20 protein-coding genes and 1 pseudogene are annotated in these 22,591 nt (G+C 70.9%); 10 read left to right on the top strand and 11 right to left on the bottom strand.

Annotation, left to right across the window (positions count from 1 at the left end; genetic code table 11):
* A complete protein-coding gene (locus tag ACQPZZ_RS05705; RefSeq protein WP_432929614.1) occupies positions 1–2,358 on the top strand; it encodes a GH1 family beta-glucosidase in 2,358 nt (785 codons plus the stop codon).
* Between the two features lie 12 nt (positions 2,359–2,370).
* Here the strand turns inward: ACQPZZ_RS05705 and ACQPZZ_RS05700 are convergent, their stop codons facing one another.
* A complete protein-coding gene (locus tag ACQPZZ_RS05700) occupies positions 2,371–2,865 on the bottom strand; it encodes a hypothetical protein (RefSeq protein ID WP_432929612.1) in 495 nt (164 codons plus the stop codon).
* Between the two features lie 130 nt (positions 2,866–2,995).
* Between ACQPZZ_RS05700 and ACQPZZ_RS05695 the strand changes: the two genes are divergently transcribed.
* The 4 genes from ACQPZZ_RS05695 to ACQPZZ_RS05680 all read left to right on the top strand — a co-directional run bounded on the left by ACQPZZ_RS05695 (position 2,996) and on the right by ACQPZZ_RS05680 (position 6,515).
* Positions 2,996–3,634: an HD domain-containing protein gene (locus ACQPZZ_RS05695; RefSeq protein WP_432929610.1), complete on the top strand. Its 639-nt coding sequence runs from the start codon at positions 2,996–2,998 to the stop codon at positions 3,632–3,634.
* Between the two features lie 75 nt (positions 3,635–3,709).
* Positions 3,710–3,931 (top strand): EF-hand domain-containing protein, encoded by a 222-nt coding sequence (locus tag ACQPZZ_RS05690; RefSeq protein WP_363641565.1) that lies wholly within the window; start codon positions 3,710–3,712, stop codon positions 3,929–3,931.
* Between the two features lie 87 nt (positions 3,932–4,018).
* Positions 4,019–4,642 carry a TetR family transcriptional regulator gene (locus ACQPZZ_RS05685; protein ID WP_432929608.1) on the top strand — a complete coding sequence of 208 codons (624 nt, stop codon included), beginning with the start codon at positions 4,019–4,021 and terminating at the stop codon, positions 4,640–4,642.
* Between the two features lie 322 nt (positions 4,643–4,964).
* Positions 4,965–6,515 (top strand): FAD-dependent monooxygenase, encoded by a 1,551-nt coding sequence (locus ACQPZZ_RS05680; protein WP_432929606.1) that lies wholly within the window; start codon positions 4,965–4,967, stop codon positions 6,513–6,515.
* A 4-nt stretch (positions 6,516–6,519) separates the two neighbouring features.
* Here ACQPZZ_RS05680 and ACQPZZ_RS05675 read toward each other — a convergent pair whose 3' ends face one another.
* The gene (locus ACQPZZ_RS05675) at positions 6,520–7,089 is read right to left on the bottom strand and encodes an isochorismatase family protein (RefSeq protein WP_432929604.1); all 570 of its coding nucleotides are present in this window, start codon (positions 7,087–7,089) and stop codon (positions 6,520–6,522) included.
* An 87-nt stretch (positions 7,090–7,176) separates the two neighbouring features.
* On the opposite strand from ACQPZZ_RS05675, the gene ACQPZZ_RS05670 reads away from it, so the two are divergent.
* Complete coding sequence (locus ACQPZZ_RS05670) at positions 7,177–7,620, top strand: MarR family winged helix-turn-helix transcriptional regulator (RefSeq protein WP_363641573.1); 444 nt, start codon at positions 7,177–7,179, stop codon at positions 7,618–7,620.
* Positions 7,621–7,624: 4 nt separating this feature from the next.
* On the opposite strand, the gene ACQPZZ_RS05665 is transcribed toward ACQPZZ_RS05670, so the two are convergent.
* Entirely contained in the window at positions 7,625–8,854 is a 1,230-nt protein-coding gene (locus tag ACQPZZ_RS05665) for an MFS transporter (RefSeq protein WP_432929602.1), read from the bottom strand.
* Positions 8,855–8,892: 38 nt separating this feature from the next.
* A pseudogene (locus ACQPZZ_RS05660) lies at positions 8,893–9,321 on the bottom strand (nitroreductase family deazaflavin-dependent oxidoreductase); the annotation flags it as partial.
* A gap of 499 nt (positions 9,322–9,820) precedes the next feature.
* On the opposite strand from ACQPZZ_RS05660, the gene ACQPZZ_RS05655 reads away from it, so the two are divergent.
* Both ACQPZZ_RS05655 and ACQPZZ_RS05650 read left to right on the top strand, forming a co-directional pair.
* Positions 9,821–11,668, top strand: a complete 1,848-nt coding sequence (locus ACQPZZ_RS05655; RefSeq protein WP_432929600.1) for an FAD-dependent oxidoreductase — start codon at positions 9,821–9,823, stop codon at positions 11,666–11,668.
* Between the two features lie 142 nt (positions 11,669–11,810).
* Positions 11,811–13,196: a hypothetical protein gene (locus ACQPZZ_RS05650; RefSeq protein WP_432929598.1), complete on the top strand. Its 1,386-nt coding sequence runs from the start codon at positions 11,811–11,813 to the stop codon at positions 13,194–13,196.
* Between the two features lie 2,246 nt (positions 13,197–15,442).
* On the opposite strand, the gene ACQPZZ_RS05645 is transcribed toward ACQPZZ_RS05650, so the two are convergent.
* The 6 genes from ACQPZZ_RS05645 to ACQPZZ_RS05620 all read right to left on the bottom strand — a co-directional run bounded on the left by ACQPZZ_RS05645 (position 15,443) and on the right by ACQPZZ_RS05620 (position 20,648).
* Positions 15,443–15,835 carry a hypothetical protein gene (locus tag ACQPZZ_RS05645; RefSeq protein ID WP_432929596.1) on the bottom strand — a complete coding sequence of 131 codons (393 nt, stop codon included), beginning with the start codon at positions 15,833–15,835 and terminating at the stop codon, positions 15,443–15,445.
* Complete coding sequence (locus tag ACQPZZ_RS05640; protein ID WP_432929594.1) at positions 15,832–16,398, bottom strand: MarR family winged helix-turn-helix transcriptional regulator; 567 nt, start codon at positions 16,396–16,398, stop codon at positions 15,832–15,834. The genes ACQPZZ_RS05645 and ACQPZZ_RS05640 overlap by 4 nt, the downstream gene beginning before the upstream one ends.
* Before the next feature lie 14 nt (positions 16,399–16,412).
* The gene (locus tag ACQPZZ_RS05635) at positions 16,413–16,937 is read right to left on the bottom strand and encodes a hypothetical protein (protein ID WP_432929592.1); all 525 of its coding nucleotides are present in this window, start codon (positions 16,935–16,937) and stop codon (positions 16,413–16,415) included.
* 11 nt (positions 16,938–16,948) lie between these two features.
* Positions 16,949–17,602, bottom strand: coding sequence for a response regulator (locus ACQPZZ_RS05630; protein WP_432929590.1), 654 nt, complete (start codon positions 17,600–17,602; stop codon positions 16,949–16,951).
* Positions 17,593–18,819 (bottom strand): sensor histidine kinase, encoded by a 1,227-nt coding sequence (locus ACQPZZ_RS05625; protein WP_432929588.1) that lies wholly within the window; start codon positions 18,817–18,819, stop codon positions 17,593–17,595. Before ACQPZZ_RS05625 ends, ACQPZZ_RS05630 begins: the two co-directional genes overlap by 10 nt.
* A 290-nt stretch (positions 18,820–19,109) precedes the next feature.
* Complete coding sequence (locus tag ACQPZZ_RS05620; protein WP_432929587.1) at positions 19,110–20,648, bottom strand: alpha/beta hydrolase domain-containing protein; 1,539 nt, start codon at positions 20,646–20,648, stop codon at positions 19,110–19,112.
* A 207-nt stretch (positions 20,649–20,855) separates the two neighbouring features.
* Between ACQPZZ_RS05620 and ACQPZZ_RS05615 the strand changes: the two genes are divergently transcribed.
* Together ACQPZZ_RS05615 and ACQPZZ_RS05610 are read left to right on the top strand one after the other, a co-directional pair.
* On the top strand, positions 20,856–21,482 hold the full coding sequence (locus tag ACQPZZ_RS05615; protein ID WP_432929585.1) for a DUF1707 SHOCT-like domain-containing protein: 627 nt from the start codon (positions 20,856–20,858) through the stop codon (positions 21,480–21,482).
* A gap of 18 nt (positions 21,483–21,500) precedes the next feature.
* Positions 21,501–22,154 carry a class I SAM-dependent DNA methyltransferase gene (locus ACQPZZ_RS05610; protein WP_432929583.1) on the top strand — a complete coding sequence of 218 codons (654 nt, stop codon included), beginning with the start codon at positions 21,501–21,503 and terminating at the stop codon, positions 22,152–22,154.
* A 22-nt stretch (positions 22,155–22,176) separates the two neighbouring features.
* On the opposite strand, the gene ACQPZZ_RS05605 is transcribed toward ACQPZZ_RS05610, so the two are convergent.
* Positions 22,177–22,578, bottom strand: a complete 402-nt coding sequence (locus ACQPZZ_RS05605) for a hypothetical protein (protein ID WP_432929581.1) — start codon at positions 22,576–22,578, stop codon at positions 22,177–22,179.
* Positions 22,579–22,591 lie beyond the last annotated feature (13 nt).

The following is a 22,591-nucleotide window of genomic DNA, read 5'->3' as shown; positions in this document are numbered from 1 at the left end:
ATGCGCACCACGTTGTTCCCAGAGGGTTTCGTCTGGGGAGTGTCCACGTCCGCGTTCCAGATCGAGGGCGCCACCGACCGCGACGGCCGGGGCCCCTCCATCTGGGACGCCTTCGCGGGCGGGGCGTACGGCGACCCGGCCTGCGACCACTATCTGCGCCACGCCGACGACGTCCGGCTGATGCAGGACCTGGGCATCGCGGCCTACCGGTTCTCGGTCAGCTGGCCGCGGGTGCTGCCGGAGGGGCACGGCCGCGTCAACGGCCCCGGGCTCGACTTCTACGACAGGCTCGTGGACGAGTTGCTGGAGGCGGGCATCGCGCCGTACGCCACGCTGTATCACTGGGACCTGCCCCAGGCGCTGCAGGACGGCGGGGGATGGACCTCGCGGGACACCGCCCATCACTTCGCCGTCTACGCCCGAGTGGTGTACGACAGAATCGGCGACCGCGTGGACACGTGGTTCACGTTCAACGAGCCGTGGGTGGCCGCCTTCCTCGGCCACGCCTCGGGGGTGCACGCGCCCGGCCGGCGGTCGGCGTCCGACGCCTTCGTCAGCGCCCACCACATGCTGCTCGCGCACGGGCTGGGCCTGGAGGCACTGCGCGAGCGGGGCGCCGCCAGGGCCGGCGTCGTGCTGAACCTCTCCCCCGTCCTCACTCCCGCGCAGCTCGGGGACATGTCCCTCGACATCCCCGAGGAGGACGCCGAGGCGGTGGCGAGGATCGACACCCTGCACAACCGGCAGTTCCTGGAGCCGGTGCTGCGGGGCCGCTACCCCGCCGAGCTGCTGCCGCTGATCGAGAAGGCCGCCGGGCTCGGCCACATCCGCGACGGAGACCTCGACCTCATCGGCCGGCCCATCGACCTGCTGGGCGTCAACTACTACACCCCCATCGCGGTGCAGGCCCAGCCCAGCGCCCCGGCCGACCCGGCTTTCCCCGGCAGTGAGGGCGTCCTGTTCTGCAGCGTGCCCACGGCCGTCACCGCGATGGGCTGGCCCATCATGCCGAGCGGCCTGTCCCTGGTCCTGCGGCGCCTGTCCGAGGAGTATCCCGAGACCGAGCTGATGATCACCGAGAACGGCGCCGACTTCGAGGATGTCGTGACCGGCGACGGCATCCACGACGTCGACCGGATCAGCTTCGTCGAGGAGCACCTGCGCGCCCTGCGGACCTCGATCGACGAAGGCGCCCGGGTCCGCGGCTACCTGCTGTGGTCGCTGCTCGACTGCGTCGAATGGGCGGACGGTTACCGGCGCAAGTTCGGCATCGTCCACGTCGACTTCACCACCCAGCGGCGGCTGCCCAAGGACAGCGCGCTGTGGTATCGCGACGTCATCAAACGCAACGGGCTCGGGGCGGAGCGGCCCAAGCGGCCCACGCTCGAGACCGTCGCCGCCCGCGCGGGCGTCTCCCGGGCCACGGTCTCGCGGGTCGTGAACGGTGAGGCGCGGGTCAGCCCCGATGTGCGCGCCGCCGTGCTGCGCGCCGTGCAGGAGCTGGGCTACGTGCCCAACGCCGCCGCCAGGAGCCTCGTCACCCGGCGGACCGACTCGGTCGCGCTCGTCCTGTCGGTCCCCCGGCACGGCGGCGAGGCGCTGACCTCCGCCGTCGTCCAGTACGTCACCAGCGTCCTTGAAGGGGCCGGCAAGCGGATCACCCTCATGCTCGCCGACACGGCCGAGAGCCATCGGCGCATCGTGCGGCATGTGGAGGCGCGGCAGGTCGACGGGGTCGTGCTCGTTCCCCCGGACGGCCCGGACACGCTCACCGAACGGCTCACGCGCACCGGGGTGCCGGTCGTGCTGCTCGGCAAGCCGGCCATCGCCTCCCTCGTGCCGCACGTGGACGTGGACAACGCGGGTGGGGCGAGGGCGGCCACCCGGCACCTGCTCGACCGGGGGCGCCGCCGCATCGGCGTGATCTGCGGCCCCACGGACCTCGTCGCCGTTAAGGACCGCCTCGACGGGCACCTGGCCACACTCCACGAGGAGGGCCTGCGACCCATGATCGCGCTCGCCGGCCCGGACGACGGCGAGTCGGGTGCCGCCGCGGCCCGTGAGCTCCTGTCCGGCGGTCAGGCTCCGGACGCCGTGTTCGCCGTCTCCGACGAGCTGGCGATCGGCGCTCTGCGGGCGGCCCGCGAGATGGGACTGCGGGTGCCGGAGGACCTGGCGGTCGTCGGCTTCGGCGACATCCACGCCGCCTCCTGCACGACCCCGCCGCTCACCACCGTGCGGGTGCCCGCCGCGGACCAGGCCCTGGCTCTGGCGCGGCTGCTCCTGTCCCGTCTCGACGGCCGCCACACCAGCCCCGTCGTCCTTCCCACACGCCTGGTGGTCCGCGCCACCACGTGACCGTCCGGTCGATCACCCCGGCGAAGGGGGGTCCTGCCGCAGGCGGCCGGTCTCCGTCCGCGCGTCGGCCTTCCCCGTCACGCCGCGTACGGTGACGTCGCCGTGCTCACTGCGGATCGTGACGTCGATGTCCCTCGGCACCACGAACACGTAGTCGGTGTGGCTTCCGGCCGTGTCCCTGATCGAACCGCAGAACGAACCCACGTCGTCGCACACCAGTCCGACCGTCAGCGAGCCGTCGCCCCACGACTCCACCCGGGGACCCGCCCCCTGCGCGTGACGGGTCACGCTCACCTCGGTCACGTCGGCGCCCACCACCTCGACGTCGCCGTGGTCGGTGTGGACGTCGAGCGTCCGGATGCCGCCGAACGACGAGGGCGAGCCCGGCAGCGTGTCCGTCGTCGACACGACGAGCACCACGAGCAGCGCGACGAGCAGCGGTATCGCCGCCGCCCACGCCAGGGTCCGGCCCGTCCGCGGGCAGCCCGTCCACATGCCGATGTCCATGGCGCAGTCGTACGGCCTGCCGCCTGCACGGCGGTTGCGGCCCGCTTACGTGGAGTACGTCCTCGGAGCGGTCACGCGGAGCATTCAGCGGGAAGGCTCCGGTAGGACCGGGCACGCGAGGAGGGGTGTCATGAGCGAGACCATCGCCGGAGTCGCCGTTCCCGATTCGACGCTGGCCAGGGAGGCGACCGAGCTGGTGCGGGAGGCGGCGCCCCCGTTGCTCTACCACCACTCGCGCCGGGTGTTCCTGTTCGGCTCGTTGCGGGGCAGGCGGCTCGGGCTGCGGGCCGATCCCGAGCTGCTCTACATCGGGGCGATGTTCCACGATCTCGGGCTCACCGAGCGATACCGCCGTACGGACCAGCGGTTCGAGATCGACGGCGCCGACGAGGCCCGCCGGTTCCTCTCCTCCCGCGGGGTGCCTGAGGACGCCGTCCGCAGGGTGTGGGAGGGCATCGCCCTGCACACCACGCCGGAGATCCCCTACCGGCTGGAGCCCGAGGTGGCCCTGGTGACCGCCGGCGTGGAGGCCGACGTGCTCGGCGTCGGGTTCGCCGATCTGGCCCCCGAGGACGTCGAGGCGGTCGTCGCGGCCCACCCTCGTCCCGACTTCAAACGCCGGATCCTGGCGGCGTTCACCGAGGGGTTCAAGGACCGCCCCGACACCACGTTCGGCACCGTCAACGCCGACGTGCTGCAGCACTTCCTGCCCGGGTTCCGGCGCGTCGACTTCGTGGAGGTGATCCAGAGCTCCGCCTGGCCCGAGTGACCGGCCTGCTATCGATCTTTTCCCCGGTACGGCATAGGTTGTCTGTGTCGTCCCCCGGTGCGAAGGCAGGTCGTTGTGACTCAGGAGCTCAGCCACGAGCGGTTCGAGGCCCTCAAGCGCGAATTCGACGCCATCGACGGCGACGGCGACGGCTTCATCACCGAGGCGGAGCTGCTGTCCCACTTCCCCGGCTTGCCGCCGGAGGCGATCGCCGCGCTCGACCGCGACGCCGACGTGGACGCCGACGGCCGGTTCTCCCTGGAGGAGTTCGTGCGCCTGGCCGGCGCCCGCGGCTGACACGCACCGGCACACAAAAGTGCGTCTCACGCAGAATTACGTGTCACGCATTTTTGCGCCACGCGCAAATAGTTGTATGGTGGTCCCGTGAGCAGGGAAGGCGAGCGTCCGGGGCTGCGCGAGCGCAAGAAGCAGGAGACGCGCACCGCGCTGAGCTGGGCGGCGATCCGGCTGACCGTGGAGCGCGGACTGGAGAACGTACGCGTGGAGGACATCGCCGCGGAGGCGCACGTGGCTCCGCGGACCTTCAACAACTACTTCTCCAGCAAGGGCGAGGCGATCGCCGCCAGGCACCTCGACCGCGCCCGGTTGGTCGCACAGGAGCTGCGCCGCCGCCCGGCGTCGGAGTCGCTGTGGGAGGCCATCAAGATCTCCGTGCTGACCCAGCTCGCCTTCGGTGAGGATTACGGCGCCGGCCAGCCGGACCAGCAGTGGCAGACCGGCGTCCGGCTCATGATCAGTGAGCCCTCGCTGCAGGGCGAGATGCTCAAGGCCAACGCCATCGCCGAGGCCGAAATGGCCGCGGCCATCGCCGAACGGACCGGCACCGACGTCGCCCGCGACCTCTATCCGCGCCTCGTGGCGGGCGCGGCCGGGGCCGCGATCAGGGTGGCCATGGACCAGTGGTTGCGGGCCGATCCCCCGGTGCCCATCAGACCGCTCATCGAGGACGTGCTCGGCCGGCTCGCCGCCGGACTGCCCGAGCCCTGACCGTCGTACGTCCCCGCGTACGACACCACCCGCGGCGGCCCGGAGGCCGCCGAGATATCCGGCTCCGGAACCGCACCGCTCTGCCGTATCCCCTGTGACGTGCCGCGTGGGCACGCCGCCCGGTCGTTCACGCCCTGACGCCGGAAGCCCGACACGCCTGACACGCCTGACATCGGACGCAGAACGCCGCCGATCGACCGGCGCCGTCTTGCCCGTCCGCCATGCCCGGGGTTCGCCGTACCACGCATTCGCCACGCCCTGAATGCCGCGTGATTCGTCATGCCGCGAACTCGCCATGCCCGAACTGCCAAGGAGGACCACCATGACCGAAGACGTCGTGATCGCCGGCGCCGGACCGAACGGGCTGATGCTCGCCTGCGAGCTGAGCCTGGCCGGAGTGCGGCCGATCGTGCTGGAGCGCCTGCCCGGGCGCACGCAGGAGAACCGGGCCAACGGACTGGTCGGCCAGGTCGTGCGGGCCCTCGACCGCCGCGGCCTGTACGGACGCCTGAGCGGCAGCGCCGAGCCGCCCCAGCCGAGCCCGGCCTTCGTGTTCGGCGCCATGCCCCTCGACCTCAGCCGGCTCGACGACAACCCGATGTACGGCCTGCCGGTGCCGCAGCTGCGGATCGAGCAGGTGCTGGAGGAGCGCGCGCTCGAACTCGGCGTGGAGATCCGCCGGGGCCAGGAGCTGACGGGGCTCTCCCAGGACGCCGACGGCGTCACCGTGGAGATCGCCGGGCCCGAGGGCGGCTATGGGCTGCGCACCCGCTACCTCGTCGGCGCGGACGGCGGGCACAGCGTCACCCGCAAGCTGTGCGGCATCGGCTTCCCGGGGGTGACCAAGGACGACTCGACCTCGCGCGGCGGGCACGTCACCGTGCCGGCCGAGCTGATCGATCCGGTCACCGGCGGGCTGAACGTGCCCGGCTACGGGCCGATCCCGCCGTTCATGCACCACCGCACCGACCACGGCCTGTTCGTGTACGCGCCGTTCCCCACCGGGACGCTCGTCCACACCACCGAGTGGCACCAGGACGGCGACGACGAGCCGATGAGCCTGGACGAACTCCGCCGGAGCATCCGCCGCGTGCTCGGCGTCGACCTGCCGATCGGCCCGCATGACGGCGAGGGCCCGCACCAGCTGCGCCGCCGCACCGGCGGCAACACTCGCCTGGCCGAACGGTTCCGGGACGGCCGCGTGGTGCTGGTGGGCGACGCCGCGCACGTGCACAGCGCGATCGGCGGACCCGGCCTGAACCTCGGCCTGCAGGACGCGATCAACCTGGGCTGGAAGCTGGCCGCCGAGATCCACGGATGGGCCCCGCCCGGCCTGCTCGACACGTACGAGACCGAGCGGCGCCCGGCCGCCGAGCGCGTGGTCATGCACACCCAGGCGCAGTCCGCGCTGATCGCCCCCGGTCCGGAGGTGACCGCGCTGCGCACCCTCTTCGGCGAGCTGCTGCGCGACGAGCGCACCGTCAAGCACATCGCGGACATGATGTCCGGGGCGGACATCGGATATGACCTCGAAGGGACCCACCCCCTCACCGGGCGCCCGGCCCCCGACCTCGTGCTGGAGACGGAGACCGGCTCCGTACGGCTCGCCGAGCTGACCAGGACCGCACGGCCGCTGCTCATCGACCTGACGCCTGACGCCGCGCTGGCCGGGGCGCTCCGGGGCTGGCACGACCGGGTGGACCTCGTCACCGCGCCGCGCTGTGTCCCTACCGCTTTGCGCTGTGTCCCTACCGCTTTGCTCCTGCGCCCGGACTGCTACGTGGCCTGGGCGTCGGACTCCCCCAGCCCGGACGGGAAGGAGCGCGACACCCTGCGTACGGCCCTGGCCTCGACGTTCGGCGCCGCCCGCTGACAGGTCAGGCGAACGCGGCGAGGATCGCCCCGGTCGTGTCGATCTGAGCGATCCGCGGCAGGATCACCCCGAGAGAGTTCTCGTGCGCCGAGGCGACCAGGTCGGTGACCGCGTCGGAGGCGACCGCGATCTCGTAGCCCCGCTCACGGGCGCCGCGCGCGGTGGACTCCACGCCGATGCTGGTGGAGATCCCCGCCAGCACGATCCCGGTGACGTTCCGCCGCCGCAGTTGCAGGTCGAGCTCGGTGCCGTGGAAGGCGTCCCAGCCACGCTTGGTGATCGCGATGTCGGTCGGCCCGTCCGGGACGCGCTCGTCGTACTCGGCGAAGTCCGGCGCGGGCGCGATCGCGGGCCCGGGCGCGTCCGTCCGGGCCCGCAGCACGTCACCGCCGTCGGGAGAGAACGCCACCCGCACCCGCACGACCGGAAGGCCCCGCTCGCGGGCGGCCCCCGCGAGCCGGGCGGCGTTGGCGACGACCTCGGCCACCGGATGCGCGGTGGGCAGGGCGGTGATCCCCTTCTGCAGGTCGATCAGGACGACGGCCGTGCGGTCGTCGAGCAGGGTGACGGGCATGCGAGCTCCTCCAGATAGACAGCAGAACTGTACAGCTATGCTGAATATATAGCCAGCAAGGCTGTGCATCTCGGCTACGCTGAGCCCATGAGGGATGCGTCCGAGGTCGCCGCCGAGCTGCGACTCGTGGTCGGGGACCTGGTCAGGCGGGTGCGCGAGGACGACCCGATGCCTCCGGGGATCATCGCGGTGATCGGCCTGCTCGGCCGGCAGGGCCCGATGACCACCAGCGAACTGGCCGCCGCCCGGCGGGTGCGCCCCCAGTCGATGGCCCGCACCGTCGGCCAGCTGATCGACCAGGGGCTCGCCGAGCGCGGCACGCATCCCGTGGACGGCCGCAAGGCCCCCGTCTCGCTGACCGCCGCCGGACTCGACGCCCTGGAACGGGTGCGCACCAGGCGGGCCGACTGGCTCGCCCGGGCGATCGAGGACACGCTGTCTCCCGCCGAGCGGGAGACTCTGGCGGGCGCGGTGGACCTGGTCCGCCGCCTGGTCGACTGGGAGCCGCCCCAAGCGGGCCCCAGGACGTGAGTCGTCAGCCCGCGGCGCCCGACAGCTCCGGGTTCTGCTGGCGGATGGGCGTGAAGAACGCGGCGACCGCGATCAGCAGGCAGGCCGCGCCGGCCAGCATGCAGACCACCGCGACCCCGTGGTGCTGCGCGCCCCAGGTCAGCACGGCCGCCCCCGCGGGACCCAGCGAGAAGTGGATGGTCCAGAAGGCCGCGGTGACCCGGCCCAGCAGGTGGTCGGGGGTGACCTGCTGGCGCAGCGACATCGAGCAGATCCCGGCCACGCTGACGCAGGCGAGATAGACGGCGGCCGTCGCCGCGGCGGCCGGGACGACGGCGGACAGGCCGAGTCCCACGATGGCGAGCCCGGCGACCGCGATCGCCCCGATCCAGGACGCGCCGAACCCCAGCCTGCGGCGCACGGGACCGACGAGAAGCGAGCCGGTGACGGTGCCCAGCGCGCCGACCGCGAGCACCAGCCCCACGGCGCCGTCGGCCTGGCCGAGGTCGTGCTTGAGGTGGTAGATCAGCACGTCGGTCAGACCGAGGGTCAGGAAGATGAAGAACGACAGCAGGACGGTCAGGGCACGCAGCACCGGCTGCCGCCACAGGAAGCGGGCACCGGCGAGCAACTCGCGCCAGGACCCGCGCCCCTCTTCCGGCGAGGGCGACTGCTGCCGCCGGAGCCGGATCGACAGGACGCCCAGCGCGGAGACCCCGAAGCTGGCCGCGTTGATCGCGATCGCGGCCGTGGGGCCGAACCAGCCCGCGACCACGCCGGCCAGCAGCGGTCCCCCGACCCCCGCCGCCGCGGCGGTGGCGCCCAGCCGCCCGTTGGCCTCGGTGATCTGGTCCGCGTCGACCAGACCCCGCACCGCCGTGACGTACGCGACCTGGAAGACCATGCCGATCGCCTCGCTGAGCGGCAGGACCACATAGAGCAGCCAGACCTTCGGCCCGAAGGCCCAGGCGACAGGGACGATCCCGTACAGCGCCATCCGCGCCACATCGCACCAGATCAGCAGGCGCCTGCGATCGAGCCGGTCGACCAGGACCCCGGCGAAGACCCCCGCCACCACCGACGCCGCGCTCGCCAGGCCGGTCAGCAGGCCCATCTGCGCGACCGACCCGGTCACGTGCAGCACGAGCAGCGGGACGGCGATGAGGGCGAACGAGTCCCCCGCGACCGACAGCGTCTGGGACGCCCAGAAGACGGTGAAGTTCCGGTCACGCCACAACTGTGATCTTTGGGTCACCTCGCCATGCTGCCGTACGCGTGCGTCGAGGCCTAGACCCGCTCGATCACCACGACCGGGATCGTGCGGGCCGTACGGGCCTGGTAGTCGGCGTATCCGGGCGCCACCCGGACGACCCGCTCGAACAATCGCTCGCGCCGCTCGCCCCCGGCCGGCACGGCGACGGCGTCGAACACCTCCTCGCCCACTTCGACGCGTACGGCCGGGTGCGCGAGCACGTTGTGATACCAGGCAGGGTGGCGAGGAGCGCCGCCCGCGGACGCGACGACGAGCAGCGTGGCGCCGTCGCGGACGTAGCCGAGGGGAACGGTGTGCTCCCGTCCCGACCTCGCGCCGACGGTGGTCAGCAGGAGCAGGTCACCGCCCTCGAACGGGCCTCCGACCTTGCCTCCGTTGGCACGGAACTCCTCGATGACGGACTGATTGAACGACACGTTGAGACTCCAATGAATACGTACGGCACGCACCGCGGCGGCCGCGTGGTCGGGCACACAAGCGCGGAGCGCGACACGGGCGAAAAGCGCGGATCGCGAGACAAGGCGCACAAGCGCGGAGCGCGACGTCAGGTGAGAGGTGCGGAGTGGACACTCACGGCGTCGGTCCCTTCGGGAAGGTGCGGCCCAGCCACCGATCGGCCTGCCGCTGCCTCCTCGGGGCAGCCTCCGTGTGATCGGCGCCACGCGGCACGCCGATCATTAGATCCGGCCCGATCCGCCGCTGTCAACGCCGGTCGCGCCGCGGGCCCGATGCGGTAGACCCCCTGTGCCAGCGCCGAGTTCGCCTGCTGAGGAGAGGCCGCCATGACGGACCACGACACCACGATCCGGCTCGTCCGGATGGACGACGCACCCTCGTCTTGACCATTGCCTGGGACACCAGTTGCGCTTTCCTGGCGCGTCGCGTGCCGAGATACGACTGTCACTCCGACACTTACTCTCCGTAATCGTCTCGGAGAAGGAGTGGTACGTGGTCACAATCGACCGGCGGGGGTTCGCCAAACTGGCCGGATTGGGCGCGGTGGGGTCCGTCGTCAGTCCGGCCCTGGGCGCGGCCCCCGCCTCGGCCGCCCGCGGGCCGTACACGGGGGAGCGCTGGCAGACCTGCCTTCGGGTGGCGCGCGACCACCTGCTCGTCGACACGGACGGCGACGACCTCAAGCACCGCTACCTGCGGGTGCTCATCGACCAGGGCCTGCCCAAGACCCGTACGCCCAAGAAGGTCCTGGTCGTCGGGGCCGGCATCTCCGGCCTGGTGACCGCGACCCTGCTGAAGCGGGCCGGGCACCACGTCACCGTCATCGAGGCCAACGGCAACCGGATCGGCGGCCGGATCAAGACCTTCCAGACGGGGTTCCGCGACCGGCGGCAGTACGCCGAGGCGGGCGCGATGCGCATCCCGGACTTCCATCCGCTGACGCTGGCGCTCATCGACAAGCTGGGGATCACCCGCAGGCCCTTCTACAACGTCGACGTGCCGCCCGGCGCCCAGCCCCGTGGGCCCGTGCCACCGGTCGTCTACACCTCGTACAAGGGGCAGGAGTGGCGCTCCGCACCGCCCAAGGGCACCTTCACGGCGCCCGCGCGCATGAACCACACGTTCATACACGTCAACGGCATCACCCAGCGGCGCGACGAGTACGCCGACGACCCGCGCAGGATCAACGCCTCCTTCGGCCTGAAGGACGGCCGGACCGCGGCCGAGATCCTCGACACGGCCCTGGACCCGGCGAGGGACTACTTCTCGGTGAGCACGGGCGGCAAGCGGGTCGACAAGCCGCTGCCGGAGCTGATCGAGGGCTGGGCCCGGCTGCTGTACGACTTCGACGGCCTTTCCATGTACGGCTACCTGAAGGAGCACGCCAAGCTGAGCGACGAGGCGATCGACGCCATCGGCACGCTGGAGAACCTCACCTCCCGGCTGCCGCTGTCGTTCATGCACACGTTCCTCACCCGCAGCCTCGTCAACCCGGCCGTCACCTACTGGGAGATGACCGGCGGCAGCAGGGAGCTGCCGTACGCGCTGCAGCCCGGCCTGCGTGACGAGATCCGCATGGACCGCAGGGCCGTACGGATCGAGACGTCGGGACGCGGCGTCCGTGTCTCGACGGTCAGCGAGACGGGCAGCACGGAGTCGGAGTTCACGCGGCAGGCGCCGCGGGAGACGTTCGAGGCAGACGTGGCGATCATCACGATCCCGTTCTCCGCGCTGCGCCACGTCGAGATCGCGCCGGCTCTTTCCTACCGCAAGCGTCGCTCGATCATGGAACTGCACTACGACTCCGCTACGAAGGTGCTGCTGGAGTTCCGCAAACGCTGGTGGGAGTTCACCGAGGAGGACTGGAAGCGCGAGCTCGGCGGCCGCTACCGCCCCGGGCCGGTGACGCACGTGACGGGCGGCGGGTCGGTCTGCGACAACGCCAACCGGTTCATCTACTTCCCCTCGCACCCCGTGCCGGGCAGCGACGGCGGCGTCGTGCTGGCCAGCTACTCGTGGGCCGACGACGCGACCCGCTGGGACTCGATGGACGACGAGGAGCGGTACGGCTACGCGCTGCGCGGCCTTCAGGAGGTGCACGGCGACCGGGTCGCGGAGTTCTACACCGGCCACGGCCAGACCCAGAGCTGGATGCGCAACCGCTACGCCTTCGGCGAGGCCGCGGTCTTCACGCCCGGACAGATGACCGAGATCCATCCCGCCATCGCCGTCCCCGAGGGTCCGCTGCACTTCGCCGGGGAGCACACCTCGCTCAAGCACTCCTGGATCGAGGGCGCCCTGGAGTCGGCCGTACGCGTGGCCCTGGAGGTCAACGCCTGAACTCCCGCGGGGCCCCCGTGCCCGGGGGTCCCGCGGGTCCATCCGTCGCTGAGGGGCACCTGACAGGCACCGAATATCAGGACGACGACCAGGCCCGGTGTTATCTTCGCGCGGTAGCCGTTCCGCCACGGTCTGGAGCCGCATGGGAAACAAGCCCCTTTCGTACAACGACGCGGTGAAACTCCTGGGCGGGAGCAACGCGGTGATCACCGCGCTGAGCCGGCTCGCGGGGGGCGCCCTGACGGTGGCCTCCGCCGGTGGGAGCGACGTGGCGCTGAGCCTGTTCGATCTCAAGGGCGAGGTGGACCAGCTCAGCCAGAGCCTGTTCACCACTCTGCGCGACCGGGTCCGCGGGGTGAGCAGGTTCAGGCGCACGGAGCTCGTCGAGGCCGCGCACGCCGTGGTCGTGGTGGCCGCCTTCTTCGACGCGCTGGACGACCTGGACGACGAGATCCTCACCGCGCTGAACACGGCGTCCCTGGAGCTGACCCGTGACGAACAGGTGGCACTCGCCGGCGGGAGACGCCCCGAGACAGGACGCGGGGGCCTGGCGACTCTCGCCCTGAACCTGACGGCCGCGAACGGCCTGATATTCGACGAGATCATCGGGCACGTTCCGTTCCCGATTTTCTACCAGGAGCTGACAGAGCGCCTCCTCCGCTTCGCCTCCGGCACCGCGGCGTGGGACGCGAGAAATGAGACGCAGCGCGCCCGCTGGACCGACACCCTCCGCCGGAACCTGCCTTCGGCCGCACTCGCACGGTACGAGGAGCATCTGCGTACGCTCGCGAGCGAATTTCCCGAGGTGGCGTTCTGGGCCCACCGGCTGGGCGTGCGGTCCATCCTGGACGAGCTGCACAAAGCACACCAGGACAGCAGAGAGCAGGCCGCCACCCTGCACGCTCTCGCGGGCATCATCGGCAGGATCGGGCAGGGACGCGATCCCAGCCGGGTCCGGGACGACCTGGTCAGGCGGTATCGGAAGCAGTTGGACGGGCCGTTGGCGGGGGTGGACGCGGTGCCGGAGGGGGTCACCTTACCGACGCTGCGGGAGATCTACATCAACCCCTCGTATCGCAGCCTGCCCGTGAGAGGCAGGTCCGCCGACCCGGACAAGTGGATCAGCGAGGGTGCGTGGCAGGAGGAGGAGCGCCGCGACGACCTGTGGGCGTTCCTCATGGACCATCTCGTGTCCACGCAGGCCGCCGACGTGCCACTGGTCGTGCTCGGCCAGCCCGGGGCCGGGAAGTCGCTGTTCACGCAGGTGCTGGCCGCGGAACTGGACCCGGCGGACTTCCTGGTCGTGCGGGTGGAGCTCCGGGCGGTCCCCTCCGACGCCGAGATCCAGCCAGATCGAGGTGGCGCTGAACAGCCTGACGGGGACCACCTTGTCCTGGCCGGAGTTCACGGCCGAATCGGGGACAGCGCAGCCGGTGATCCTGCTCGACGGGTTCGACGAGCTCCTCCAGGCGAGTGGAGTGAGCCACTACGACTTCCTGGAGCGGGTGCAGACCTTCCAGCGGCGTGAGGCGGAGCTCGAACGCCCGGTCGCGGTGATCGTCACCAGCCGGACCGCCGTCGCCGACCAGGTGCGCTATCCCGAAGGCACCATCGTCGTCCGGCTGGAGAATTTCAACAACGACCAGGTCGGGCGCTGGCTGGCCATCTGGAACGACGCGAACCCGGCGACCCCCCTCACCCCGAAGGTGGCACTGGCTCAGGGAGAGCTGTCCCGCCAGCCTCTGCTGCTCTTCATGCTCGCGCTGTTCCACTCCGGCGGAGGCGCCCTCACTCCGGGGATCGGCCAGGCGCAACTGTACGAGCGCCTGTTCACCCGGTTCGCCGAACGGGACGTCAACAAGCTCGACGACTCTCTGCCGGACCGCGAACGACGACGAGCGGTCGCGCGTGAACTGGATCAGTTGTCGGCGGTCGCCTTCTCCATGTTCAACCGGGGCCGGCAGACCGTCACGGACAAGGAACTCATCGCGGATTTCGCCGTCCTGCCCATAGGAGGCGGATCGTCGTACGCCTCCGGGCCGATCGGCACGCCATCCGTCGAACGACGAAAGGCCGCGGCGCTGGACGCCGCGCAACGCCTCGCGGGACGCTTCTTCTTTCGCCTGTTCGTCCAGCAGGCCCAAGCGGTCTACGGGCAGCAGAGCACGCAGAAGACCTACGAGTTCCTCCACGCCTCGTTCGGTGAGTTCCTGGTCGCGCGATGGGTCGTCGGCGAGGTCCGCCGCCTCGCGCGCCGGGTCAGGGAGGCCGCCGACGATCCCTGTCCCCCTCCCCCTGACGACGCGCTGCTGAACGCGCTCCTGTCGAAGGCGGTCATCAGTACGCGCGAGCAACGGATCCTGAGTTTCGTCCACGACCTGCTCGGCGGCCTGGACGGCGAGGAACTGGCCGAGTTGCGGGCCGTTGTCCGTGTCCTGTTCCGGCAGTGCCTGCGGACGAGAGGACGGGGCGCCTACGACGAATACCGGCCCGTGGAGCTGAGCTCTCCGGCGGAATACGCGGTCTACAGCGCCAATCTGCTGCTGCTCCTCCTTCTCATCTCGGCGCAGGACGGCGCCGACGGCGCCGGCCTGACGCTGAGCGAGCTGTACGCCTCCGCCTCTCCTCGCTCGGCCCAGGATCGCCGCGCGGCATGGCGATCGACCACTCGTCTGTGGCACTCGCAGCTGACCGGCAACGAATGGGACAGCTTGGTACGGGTGATCCGCATCGACCTGCCGGATGCGGACGCCGGGGAAGTGTTGATCGGACTCTGGGACGACGAGGATGACGACGTCCACATCCACGACAAGCGCGGGTTGCTGCCCCTGACGGCGCAGAGATCCCTTTCGACGGCGGACATCAGACTTCCCAGAGGGAACGCCGTCGCGCAGGCCGCCCTGGAGGCGACCTTGCTCGATTCCCCCCGTTATCAGGACGCCTGCGCGACGCTGCTGCCGTACGCCGCACTCCTTCCCGTCAGCGACGACGACGTACTGCTGGGACGCAGGTCGGCGGCGATGATGGAACTGCTGCTCACTCCGCCCGAGAATTTGCGCGAAGAGGAATACGGCCATCTGTTCGCCGTCGTGGCGCAACAGCTCGATGTGGAACCACACCTCAGCGTCTCCATCGAGCATGCCCGCCTCATTCTCACGCTGCTACGCGTTCACGCCGACCGTATTCCTGCACGGATGCTGGGACATATATGCGGCGAGGTATCGATCTACCGGTGGGCGAACATGACCGCCTTCCTGGATGTGCACGCGAAGCTGCGGACGTTCCACTCAGGGCGCTTCGAGTCCTACGGCATGCCTTCGAGCGTCCTGCTGGAGATGCTCGGCCTCTTCGACCTCCTCGACCTGCGGGCGACCGGCCACGTCCTCGTACCTCCAAGCGGCGCCGAATTCGCCTCGGACCGCGTCAGCAACCTGCTTGACGTACTGAAGCTCGGCGGCGAGTTCGTCCAATGGAGCGGGGATGTTCCGGATGCCGGCGCTCTGTTGAGCCTGGCGATCTGGACCAACTGCGTGGAACGCGATCTACCGGGCGGGGATTTCCAGCCGATCAGCCTCAGCCCACGCCAGTTCGACATGTTGCTGACGGCCGCTCCCGGCTTCGTGACACGCACCCGATCCCTCGCGGACAGGCAGGGACTGCCCGATCCTTTCGTTGTCGACGGGATCTGAGCACGATCTCCCACGGGCGCGATCTTCGCCGTCCTTTCCCGACCGGTCCCGCCTCCGCGAACCGGCTGCCCGACGACCCGTTGCCCTAGAGGTTCTGCCCGGGATCCGGCTCGATCTCGGCTCTCATCGGCTGCCAGGGTGAGGCGTCGAACACCAGCGAGATCGAGACGATCTTGCCGTCGTCCAGGCGGAAGTGCTCGGCCGTGCGCTGCGTGCCGGCCGGCGTCGCTGTGTGCACGTCGTACACGAGCGTCGCCTCGGCCTCGCCGTACAGCTCGCTGATGAGATCCACCCCGGTCACGATCGACACGAATCCCGGCAACGTCGCCAGATGCCCGGCCCGGTCGTCGGAGGTGAAGAACGGGCTCTGGAACCGGAAGGGCTCTCCGACATGCGCGGCGGCCGCGGAGACGTCCCCGCGGAAACGAGCCTCGTGATAACCGCGTACGGCGCGGCGCGTCTGTTCCCGGGTGGTCACTGCTGCGATCCGATCTGACGGAGGTGGGCGGACAGGCGCTGCTGGTTGGCGGCCAGGCGCAGGCACAGGTCGCGCAGGACGACCAGTTCTTCGGGCGCGAATCCCTGGAACAGCGCCTTCATCGCGAGCCTCGACGGCTTGCGGAAGTTCTCGACCCACGCCCTGCCGTCCGGGGTGATCTCGGCGAGGACCGAACGCCGGTCACGCGGGTCGGGGACCCGGCGGGCCAGCCCGTCGCGTTCGAGGGTGTCCACCAGGCCGGTGACGTTGCGGGAGCTCACTCCGGCGGCCCGGGCGAGCTCGCCGATGCTGATCCCCCGCTCACTCCCGGCGAGCCGGATCAGCAGGTCGAGCGCGCCCGCGCTGACGCCTCTGCCCTCGGATCCGTGGGCGCGCAGGCGTTCGACGGCGTGACAGGCGGTGCGGACGGCCGCGCTCGCCTCGAACGCGCGCAGATCGCCGTCTTCACCGTCTTCACCGGCGAACCGTGCCATGGCCGTCCTGGCACCCGGGTCGTAGAGATAGCCGTCCGGATCACGTTCATAGTTATTTACATCGCTCATAATAAGTTTGCAGATTAGTACGTACTTCCAGACGTCGTCAACGACGCGGCGGCGCAGGGCACCTCTGAGACGGCCGGTGGGCACGAAACAGTCCGGTCAGGTGTCATCACCAGCACGCCGACGCCCGGCGGCGCGCTCAGGGTGTAGACAGTGCCGCAGTCGGCGTCCGCGCGCCCCAGGTCCCGGAAGCAGGTCACCTCGAGCCGCAGCGTCTTCCCCGACTCCCACGTCTCGCTCGTCGAGGGGGGCCCGCCGTGCCAGGTCGTCTCCCGCTTTGCGGACAGGCGTCCGGGGACGCCGGGTGCGACCCGCACGTCGACCCTGCCCCGCACATCGACGATGATCTGAGGCGTCGTGACGGCGTAGGTCACGGTCCTCGTCTCGGTCCCCCGCTGATCGAGGACCGACGAGCGGTAGGAGCCGGGGAAGGAGAAGTCGTAGCTGCGGGGAACTCGGATCTGCGACCACGCCCCCAGCGCCATCGCCACCACCACGGACCCGGTCAGCGCCGCGCCGGCGGCGATCCACCTGGTTCGCACCGCTCTTCGCATCATGTCGCCTCTCGAATCTTCAGGAATCGCAGTACGGCCAGCACTCGCCGGTGATCCTTCTCGGCACCGGAGAGCTGGAGCTTGGCGAAGATGTTGTTGATGTGCTTGCCGACCGCGCTTTCCGACACCACGAGGGCCTCGGCGATGCCGGCGTTGGACCGTCCCTCCGCGATCAGCGCGAGCACCTCGTACTCCCTGCGGGTCAGCAGGTCCAGCGGATCGCTGTGGCGGCGCAGCAGCAGCTGGGCGACCACTTCGGGATCCAGGGCCGTGCCACCCGCGGCGACCCGCCGCAGCGAGTCCAGGAAGTCGGCGACGTCGGCCACCCGGTCCTTCAGCAGATATCCGACACCGGTCGTCGCCGTGGACAGCAGCCGAGTCGCGTAGTGCTCCTCGACGTACTGCGATAGCACGAGGATGGGTAGCTTCGGCCGCCGATGCCGCAGCAGCAGCGCCGCGCGCAGTCCCTCGTCGGTGTGCGTCGGCGGCATCCGCACGTCCGTGACGACGAGATCGGGCTCGTGTTCGTCCACCGCCCGCAGCAGCCCTTCGGCGTCGGACACCGCGGCCACGACCTCGATGCCGGCTGATCCCAGGACCCAGACGAGGCCCTCCCTGAGGAGGACGGAATCCTCGGCGAGCACTACGCGCACGGCAGCTCCACCTCGATCGTCGTCGGGCCACCGCTCGGGCTGTCGATGCGCAGGACCCCGTCCACCGATCCCGCCCGCTGCGCGAGGCCGCGCAGGCCCGACCCCTTGGCGGGCTCGGCGCCCCCACAGCCGTCGTCGCGTACGACGATGCGGAGCACGTCTGCGTCGCGGCGCACGGTGACGTCGGCCCCGGAGGCCCGTGCGTGCTTGGCGACGTTGGTCAGCGCTTCGGAGACCACGAAGAACGCGACCGCCTCGATCACGGGAGCGGCCCGTTCCCGCACGTCGACGCTGAGCCGTACGGGGAAGGGGGCACGCGCCGCGATACCGGACAGCGCCGCGTCCAGCCCCTGGTCGTTGAGCACGGCCGGGTGCAGCCCCTGCACGACGTCGCGCAGTTCCTTCAACGCCTGCTTGGCTTCCTCGTGCGACCGCGCGATGGCCTGGCGGGCGGGCTCCGGCAGGTCGGTGAAGGCGGTGCGGGCCATGCCGAGGTTCAGGGCGAGCGACACCAGCCGCTGCTGCGTGCCGTCGTGCAGGTCGCGCTCGATCCGGCGACGTTCCGCGTCGGCGGCCTCGATCACCTCGGCCCGGCTCTCCCGCAGCGTCCTCACCCGCCGGGCCAGTTCGTCTTTCGCGCTGGGACCGAGCAGCGCACGCGCCGCGACCGCGTCGAGCGCGGTGACGCCCCGAAGCAGCCACGGCACCACCACGAACAGCGCCAGCGCGCTCGCCGCGGGCAGGAAGGCGGTCCAGCCGCCTCCGGCCATCAGGAGCTGCACGGCGACGATGGCCGCGACCAGGCACGCCGCCCACGCCACGGCCCCGCTCAGGAACCCCACCATGCCGATCAGGGGCCCGATCGCCAGGTGATAAGCGACCTGCCGCCACAGGCTGCCCGATCGCGCCTGCAGGAGAAGCCGTCCGATCGGTCTCCCCTCCCGGGGAGAACGCGGCACCGGGGGGATGCCGTGGTCGAGGAAGGCGGCGAACCGGGAGCGTTGCACCCAGGTGAGCAGTGGCACCACCCGGGTGAGGATCAGCAGCGCGACCAGGGGGACGACGACCGTCCACGCCAGCACTATCGACAGCACGCCCAATCCCAGAATCGCCGCCATCGACATGAGCGCGATCGGAACGCCCGCCGTCACGTGGATCGTACGGAGCCAGGTCGGCGACGCCCAGTGGCCGCGGATCCGGTTCCAGGGAGTGATCATGCGCCAACCCTAGAGAGCGGCGCGGCTCGACGAAATGACCTGGGTATCCCGGAAAAAGGTGAGGTAAACCCCACCTCTTCCCTGTTCGCGACTCCGGCGGGACTGCCGTGTCATCACTACCGAGGCGAGCAGAGGACGCCCGCGGGAGGCGGGCCCGACCTGAGTCGCCGCAGGCGGTACGGCCAGGCCAAGGATCCCAGGCAGGGCCGGCAGGGCGACCGGCACGGACCTCACTCGATGTGCGGAGCGGATCGGTGCCGGTCCGACCGGCCGGTTCGTTCGGTTTGTCCCTAGCGCCGGTTCTCGCTCCGGTGCTCCCCGATGCTCGCGTTCTCCGCGGCGGTGACGATCGTGGTCGCGTCCTCCGGAAGGAGATATCCGGCGTTCACCGACGCCTGCGCGGCCGCCCGCACCTTGCCGACGTAGTCGGCGTGCGTCGGGTAGAGCCGGGCGAGCACCGGCTCGGCCGTACGCGGCAGGAGCGGGTCGGACGGATCGCCCGCGTTGTGCCGGTCCCAGGGGTCGGCGTCGCCGTTCCACGGGTCGCGCGCCCCGTAGAGGCCGCAGAAGACGCCGCTGCCACTGGTGTCCCGCTCCCCCGTGAGTGTGCGGGTCGGCACCGCCACGTCGGGGAGCCGGATGCCGCCCGCCGCCAGGCCCGTGCCCGGGTCGCGCAGCTCGGGGTGCAGCAGCGGCCCGCTCGGAGGCCGGGGCCCGCCCCTCGCCCAGGCGGCGAGGTGCCGCAGCGCGGCGTTCATGGAGTAGTGGCCGGGGCCGTCGTTGAACGGCGCCGACCCTGCGGCGCAGTCGGCCTGCGGCGCGGCGGAGCCCGCCGACTTCCGCACCGTCGCGTCGCCGAGGTCGTACGCCCACTGGTCGCCGTGGGCCGTACCGGCCAGCTCCCAGTGCACCACGCGGCCGGTGTCCGGCTGCCGGGCCGCGAACGCTGTCGGGACGTCTGTCTCGGTGAGCACGACGAACGTCGGCACCGGCAGGTCCGTACGGATCCTGCTCGGGTTCGGCATCGCCAACAGGTCGAGCAGGCTGCCGCTGATCGGGGCGCCGACCGCGCCGTTGCTGTGGATCATGAAGCCGTCGTACACCTGCGACACGGGCTGGACCGCGTTGACGTACGTCGTCATGAAACCGGCCGACTGCGACTCGCCGTCGGCGAGCAGCGTCGTGACGTGCAGGCCGCCGAGCGGATCGGGCCCGGTCGGCGTGCGCAACGCCTGCCCGGCCTGGGAGAAGATGTCGTACGCGTAGGCGTCGCCGGGGTGGACGAGGCTGCCGTACCGCGCCGGGTCCCAGCCCTTGAGACCGCGGATCTCGCCGAGGCCGCCGTCGACGCCGACCTCCTGCGCCGAGACGCCGACCCACGCGTAGCCCTTGCGCAGCAGTTCGTCGCGTTCGAACCAGTAGTCCGGGGACAGGTCGATCTGACCGCTGACGTTGAGCCACTCGACCACGACCGTGCCGTTGAACCGCGCCGGGTCGGCGGGCCGGCGTACCAGGAGCCGGGTCTTGTACGCGGCGCGGCCGGTCGCCCGGACGTTCCACCGGCCGTCCGAGGTCCAGATGCCGGACTTGGCGTAGGACGTGGCGGTGCCCTCGATGAAGTACTCGCTCTCCGTGAAGCCGAACGAGCCGAGGTCCTCCGCCGCGGCGAGGAACGGGAAGCCGTGGTCGCCGGCGGGCGGGACACTGACGGTGGGACTCGCCGGCGCGGCCTGGGCGGCCGGCGGGGCGCCGTGAAGGGCGGCGGCGAGCGCCGCCCCCAGCGCCAGGGCGGTGATCCGCCGCCGGGGAGACCGGACGGATAGGCGCACGGGTTACCTCCGTGAGACGAATGTCGGGGAGGCACAGTGTCACCCGCCCTGCCCCGCCGGGTAATCGGCGGAATCACCTGCGTTCGCCCTAGGTGGTGCCTGGACCTGAGGCGTCCACCTGGGCCTGCCGCCGGCGGAGCCCGACGGCGGCTGATTCGAAGCGGGACGCGCTCCCTGGCGGGTCGAATGAGAACTATCGTGACCAGCATGGAAAATGCCCCCCAGCGCCGGGACTCCCCCACGTCCCACCTGCGCGCCTCGGACAGCAACAGGGACCAGGTCGCCGCCATGCTCGGTGAAGCCCTGAGCACCGGCCAGCTGAGCCACGAGGAGTACTCCGAGCGCCTCGACAACCTCTACCAGGCCAAGACCGTGGGCGAGCTCGAGGTCCTCACCCACGACCTCCAGGTCGAGCGGCACGGCCCGGCCGCGAGCCCGGCATCGCACGCGCCGAGCGCGATTTCCTACGCGTCGAGCGCGAGCACCGAGCCGGACAACATCATCGCCGTCTTCGGCGGCGCCGACCGTAAGGGCCGCTGGCGGGTGCGACGGCAGACCAAGGCGCTGGCCGTCTTCGGCGGCGTGCGGTTCGACCTGACCGAGGCCGAGTTCGAGGCGAAGGAGGTCGAGATCACGGTCAACGCCGTATTCGGCGGGGCCGAGATCATCCTGCCCGAGGGGGTCGAGGTGCGCTGCCAGGGCGTCGGCATCTTCGGCGGCTTCGACGTGAACAACAGCCCGAACGTCGACCCGTCCGCGCCGGTGATCGTGATCAAGGGCCTGGCGCTGTTCGGCGGAGTGAGCGGCAGGATCCGGCGCCGCCGCGACAGCTGAGCCCGGAGGCGACCTGCCGTGGCCGAACCGGACTTCTTGCTCTCCACCCGAGCGTCGTACGACGCGGTGGCCGCGGCGTTCGCGGGACGCTCCCACGACGAGCTGGCGACCAAGCCCGTCGATCGCGCGATGCTCGCGGCCTTCGCGGAGCTGGTGCCGCGCACCGGGCCGGTCGCCGACATCGGATGTGGCACCGGCCACGTGACGGCGCACCTGCACGGTCTGGGGCTGTCCGTGATCGGGATCGATCTTTCGCCCCGGATGGTCGCGGCGGCGCGGCGGGAACATCCGGGCCTGCGGTTCGACGAGGGGTCCATGACCGCCCTGGATCTGCCGGACCGGGCCCTCGGCGGCATCCTGGCCATGTATTCGATCATCCACATCCCGCAGGAGCGTCTGCCGCAGGTGTTCGCCGAGTTTCACCGGGTGCTGGTCCCGGGTGGCCGTGCGCTGCTCGTGTTCCAGGTGGGCGACGACCGGGAGCATCGCGCGGAGGCGTTCGGCCAGCCGATCTCACTCGACTGCTACTGGCGGCCGCTGGAGCGCGTCGCCGAGTTGCTGGGCGAGGCCGGGTTCGTAGAGGAAGCCCGGTTGCTGCGCGAGCCCGACGAGAACGAGAAGCTCCAGCGGGGCTGTCTCCTCGTCCGCCGGCCGGCGGACGTCGCCGGATAGGTCCTCCGGGAGCACATGTCGCTCACCGTGGCCGGGGTCGTAGCCCGTCGAGGATGAGCTGGGCGATGTGGGCGGAGCGCGCACGACTGGTTTCCGCGCCGGCGTGGCGGATCTCGGCGAAGGCGCCGGCGACCAGTGCCATCACCTCGTCGACGGTGAGGTCGGGGCGCACGGCGTGGGCCGCGTGCGCGCGCTCCAGCAGATTCGCGACGTGGCGCGTGAGATCCGCCGCGACATCGGGAGCGGCGGTGCGCAGGTCGAACTCGGCGGCCACCAGTGCGCTTTTCACCGCCACGTTCTCGGCGCCGCCGGCCATCATCGCGGACAGCAGCGTGAACAGAGCTTCGGGATCACCGGTCGCGGCGAGTGCTTCCGCTTCCGTCACCAGTCGCCTGAGCTGGTCGATCGCGACGGCGAGATACAACGCTTCCTTCGTC

The organism is Microbispora sp. CA-135349, from assembly GCF_050947365.1.
In the GTDB taxonomy this organism is placed as follows: Bacteria; Actinomycetota; Actinomycetes; order Streptosporangiales; family Streptosporangiaceae; genus Microbispora.
Note: the sequence above shows the minus strand (reverse complement) of the source record. Positions and strands in the feature narration are given on the sequence as shown.

Coding starts and splice junctions, on each gene's coding strand:
- ACQPZZ_RS05680 (WP_432929606.1), top strand. CDS start 4,965: ATGACCGAAGACGTCGTGATCGCCGGCGCCGGACCGAACGGGCTGATG.
- ACQPZZ_RS05640 (WP_432929594.1), bottom strand. CDS start 16,398: ATGAGCGATGTAAATAACTATGAACGTGATCCGGACGGCTATCTCTAC.
- ACQPZZ_RS05700 (WP_432929612.1), bottom strand. CDS start 2,865: ATGGACATCGGCATGTGGACGGGCTGCCCGCGGACGGGCCGGACCCTG.
- ACQPZZ_RS05625 (WP_432929588.1), bottom strand. CDS start 18,819: ATGATCACTCCCTGGAACCGGATCCGCGGCCACTGGGCGTCGCCGACC.
- ACQPZZ_RS05650 (WP_432929598.1), top strand. CDS start 11,811: ATGGGAAACAAGCCCCTTTCGTACAACGACGCGGTGAAACTCCTGGGC.
- ACQPZZ_RS05670 (WP_363641573.1), top strand. CDS start 7,177: ATGAGGGATGCGTCCGAGGTCGCCGCCGAGCTGCGACTCGTGGTCGGG.
- ACQPZZ_RS05695 (WP_432929610.1), top strand. CDS start 2,996: ATGAGCGAGACCATCGCCGGAGTCGCCGTTCCCGATTCGACGCTGGCC.
- ACQPZZ_RS05675 (WP_432929604.1), bottom strand. CDS start 7,089: ATGCCCGTCACCCTGCTCGACGACCGCACGGCCGTCGTCCTGATCGAC.
- ACQPZZ_RS05615 (WP_432929585.1), top strand. CDS start 20,856: ATGGAAAATGCCCCCCAGCGCCGGGACTCCCCCACGTCCCACCTGCGC.
- ACQPZZ_RS05705 (WP_432929614.1), top strand. CDS start 1: ATGCGCACCACGTTGTTCCCAGAGGGTTTCGTCTGGGGAGTGTCCACG.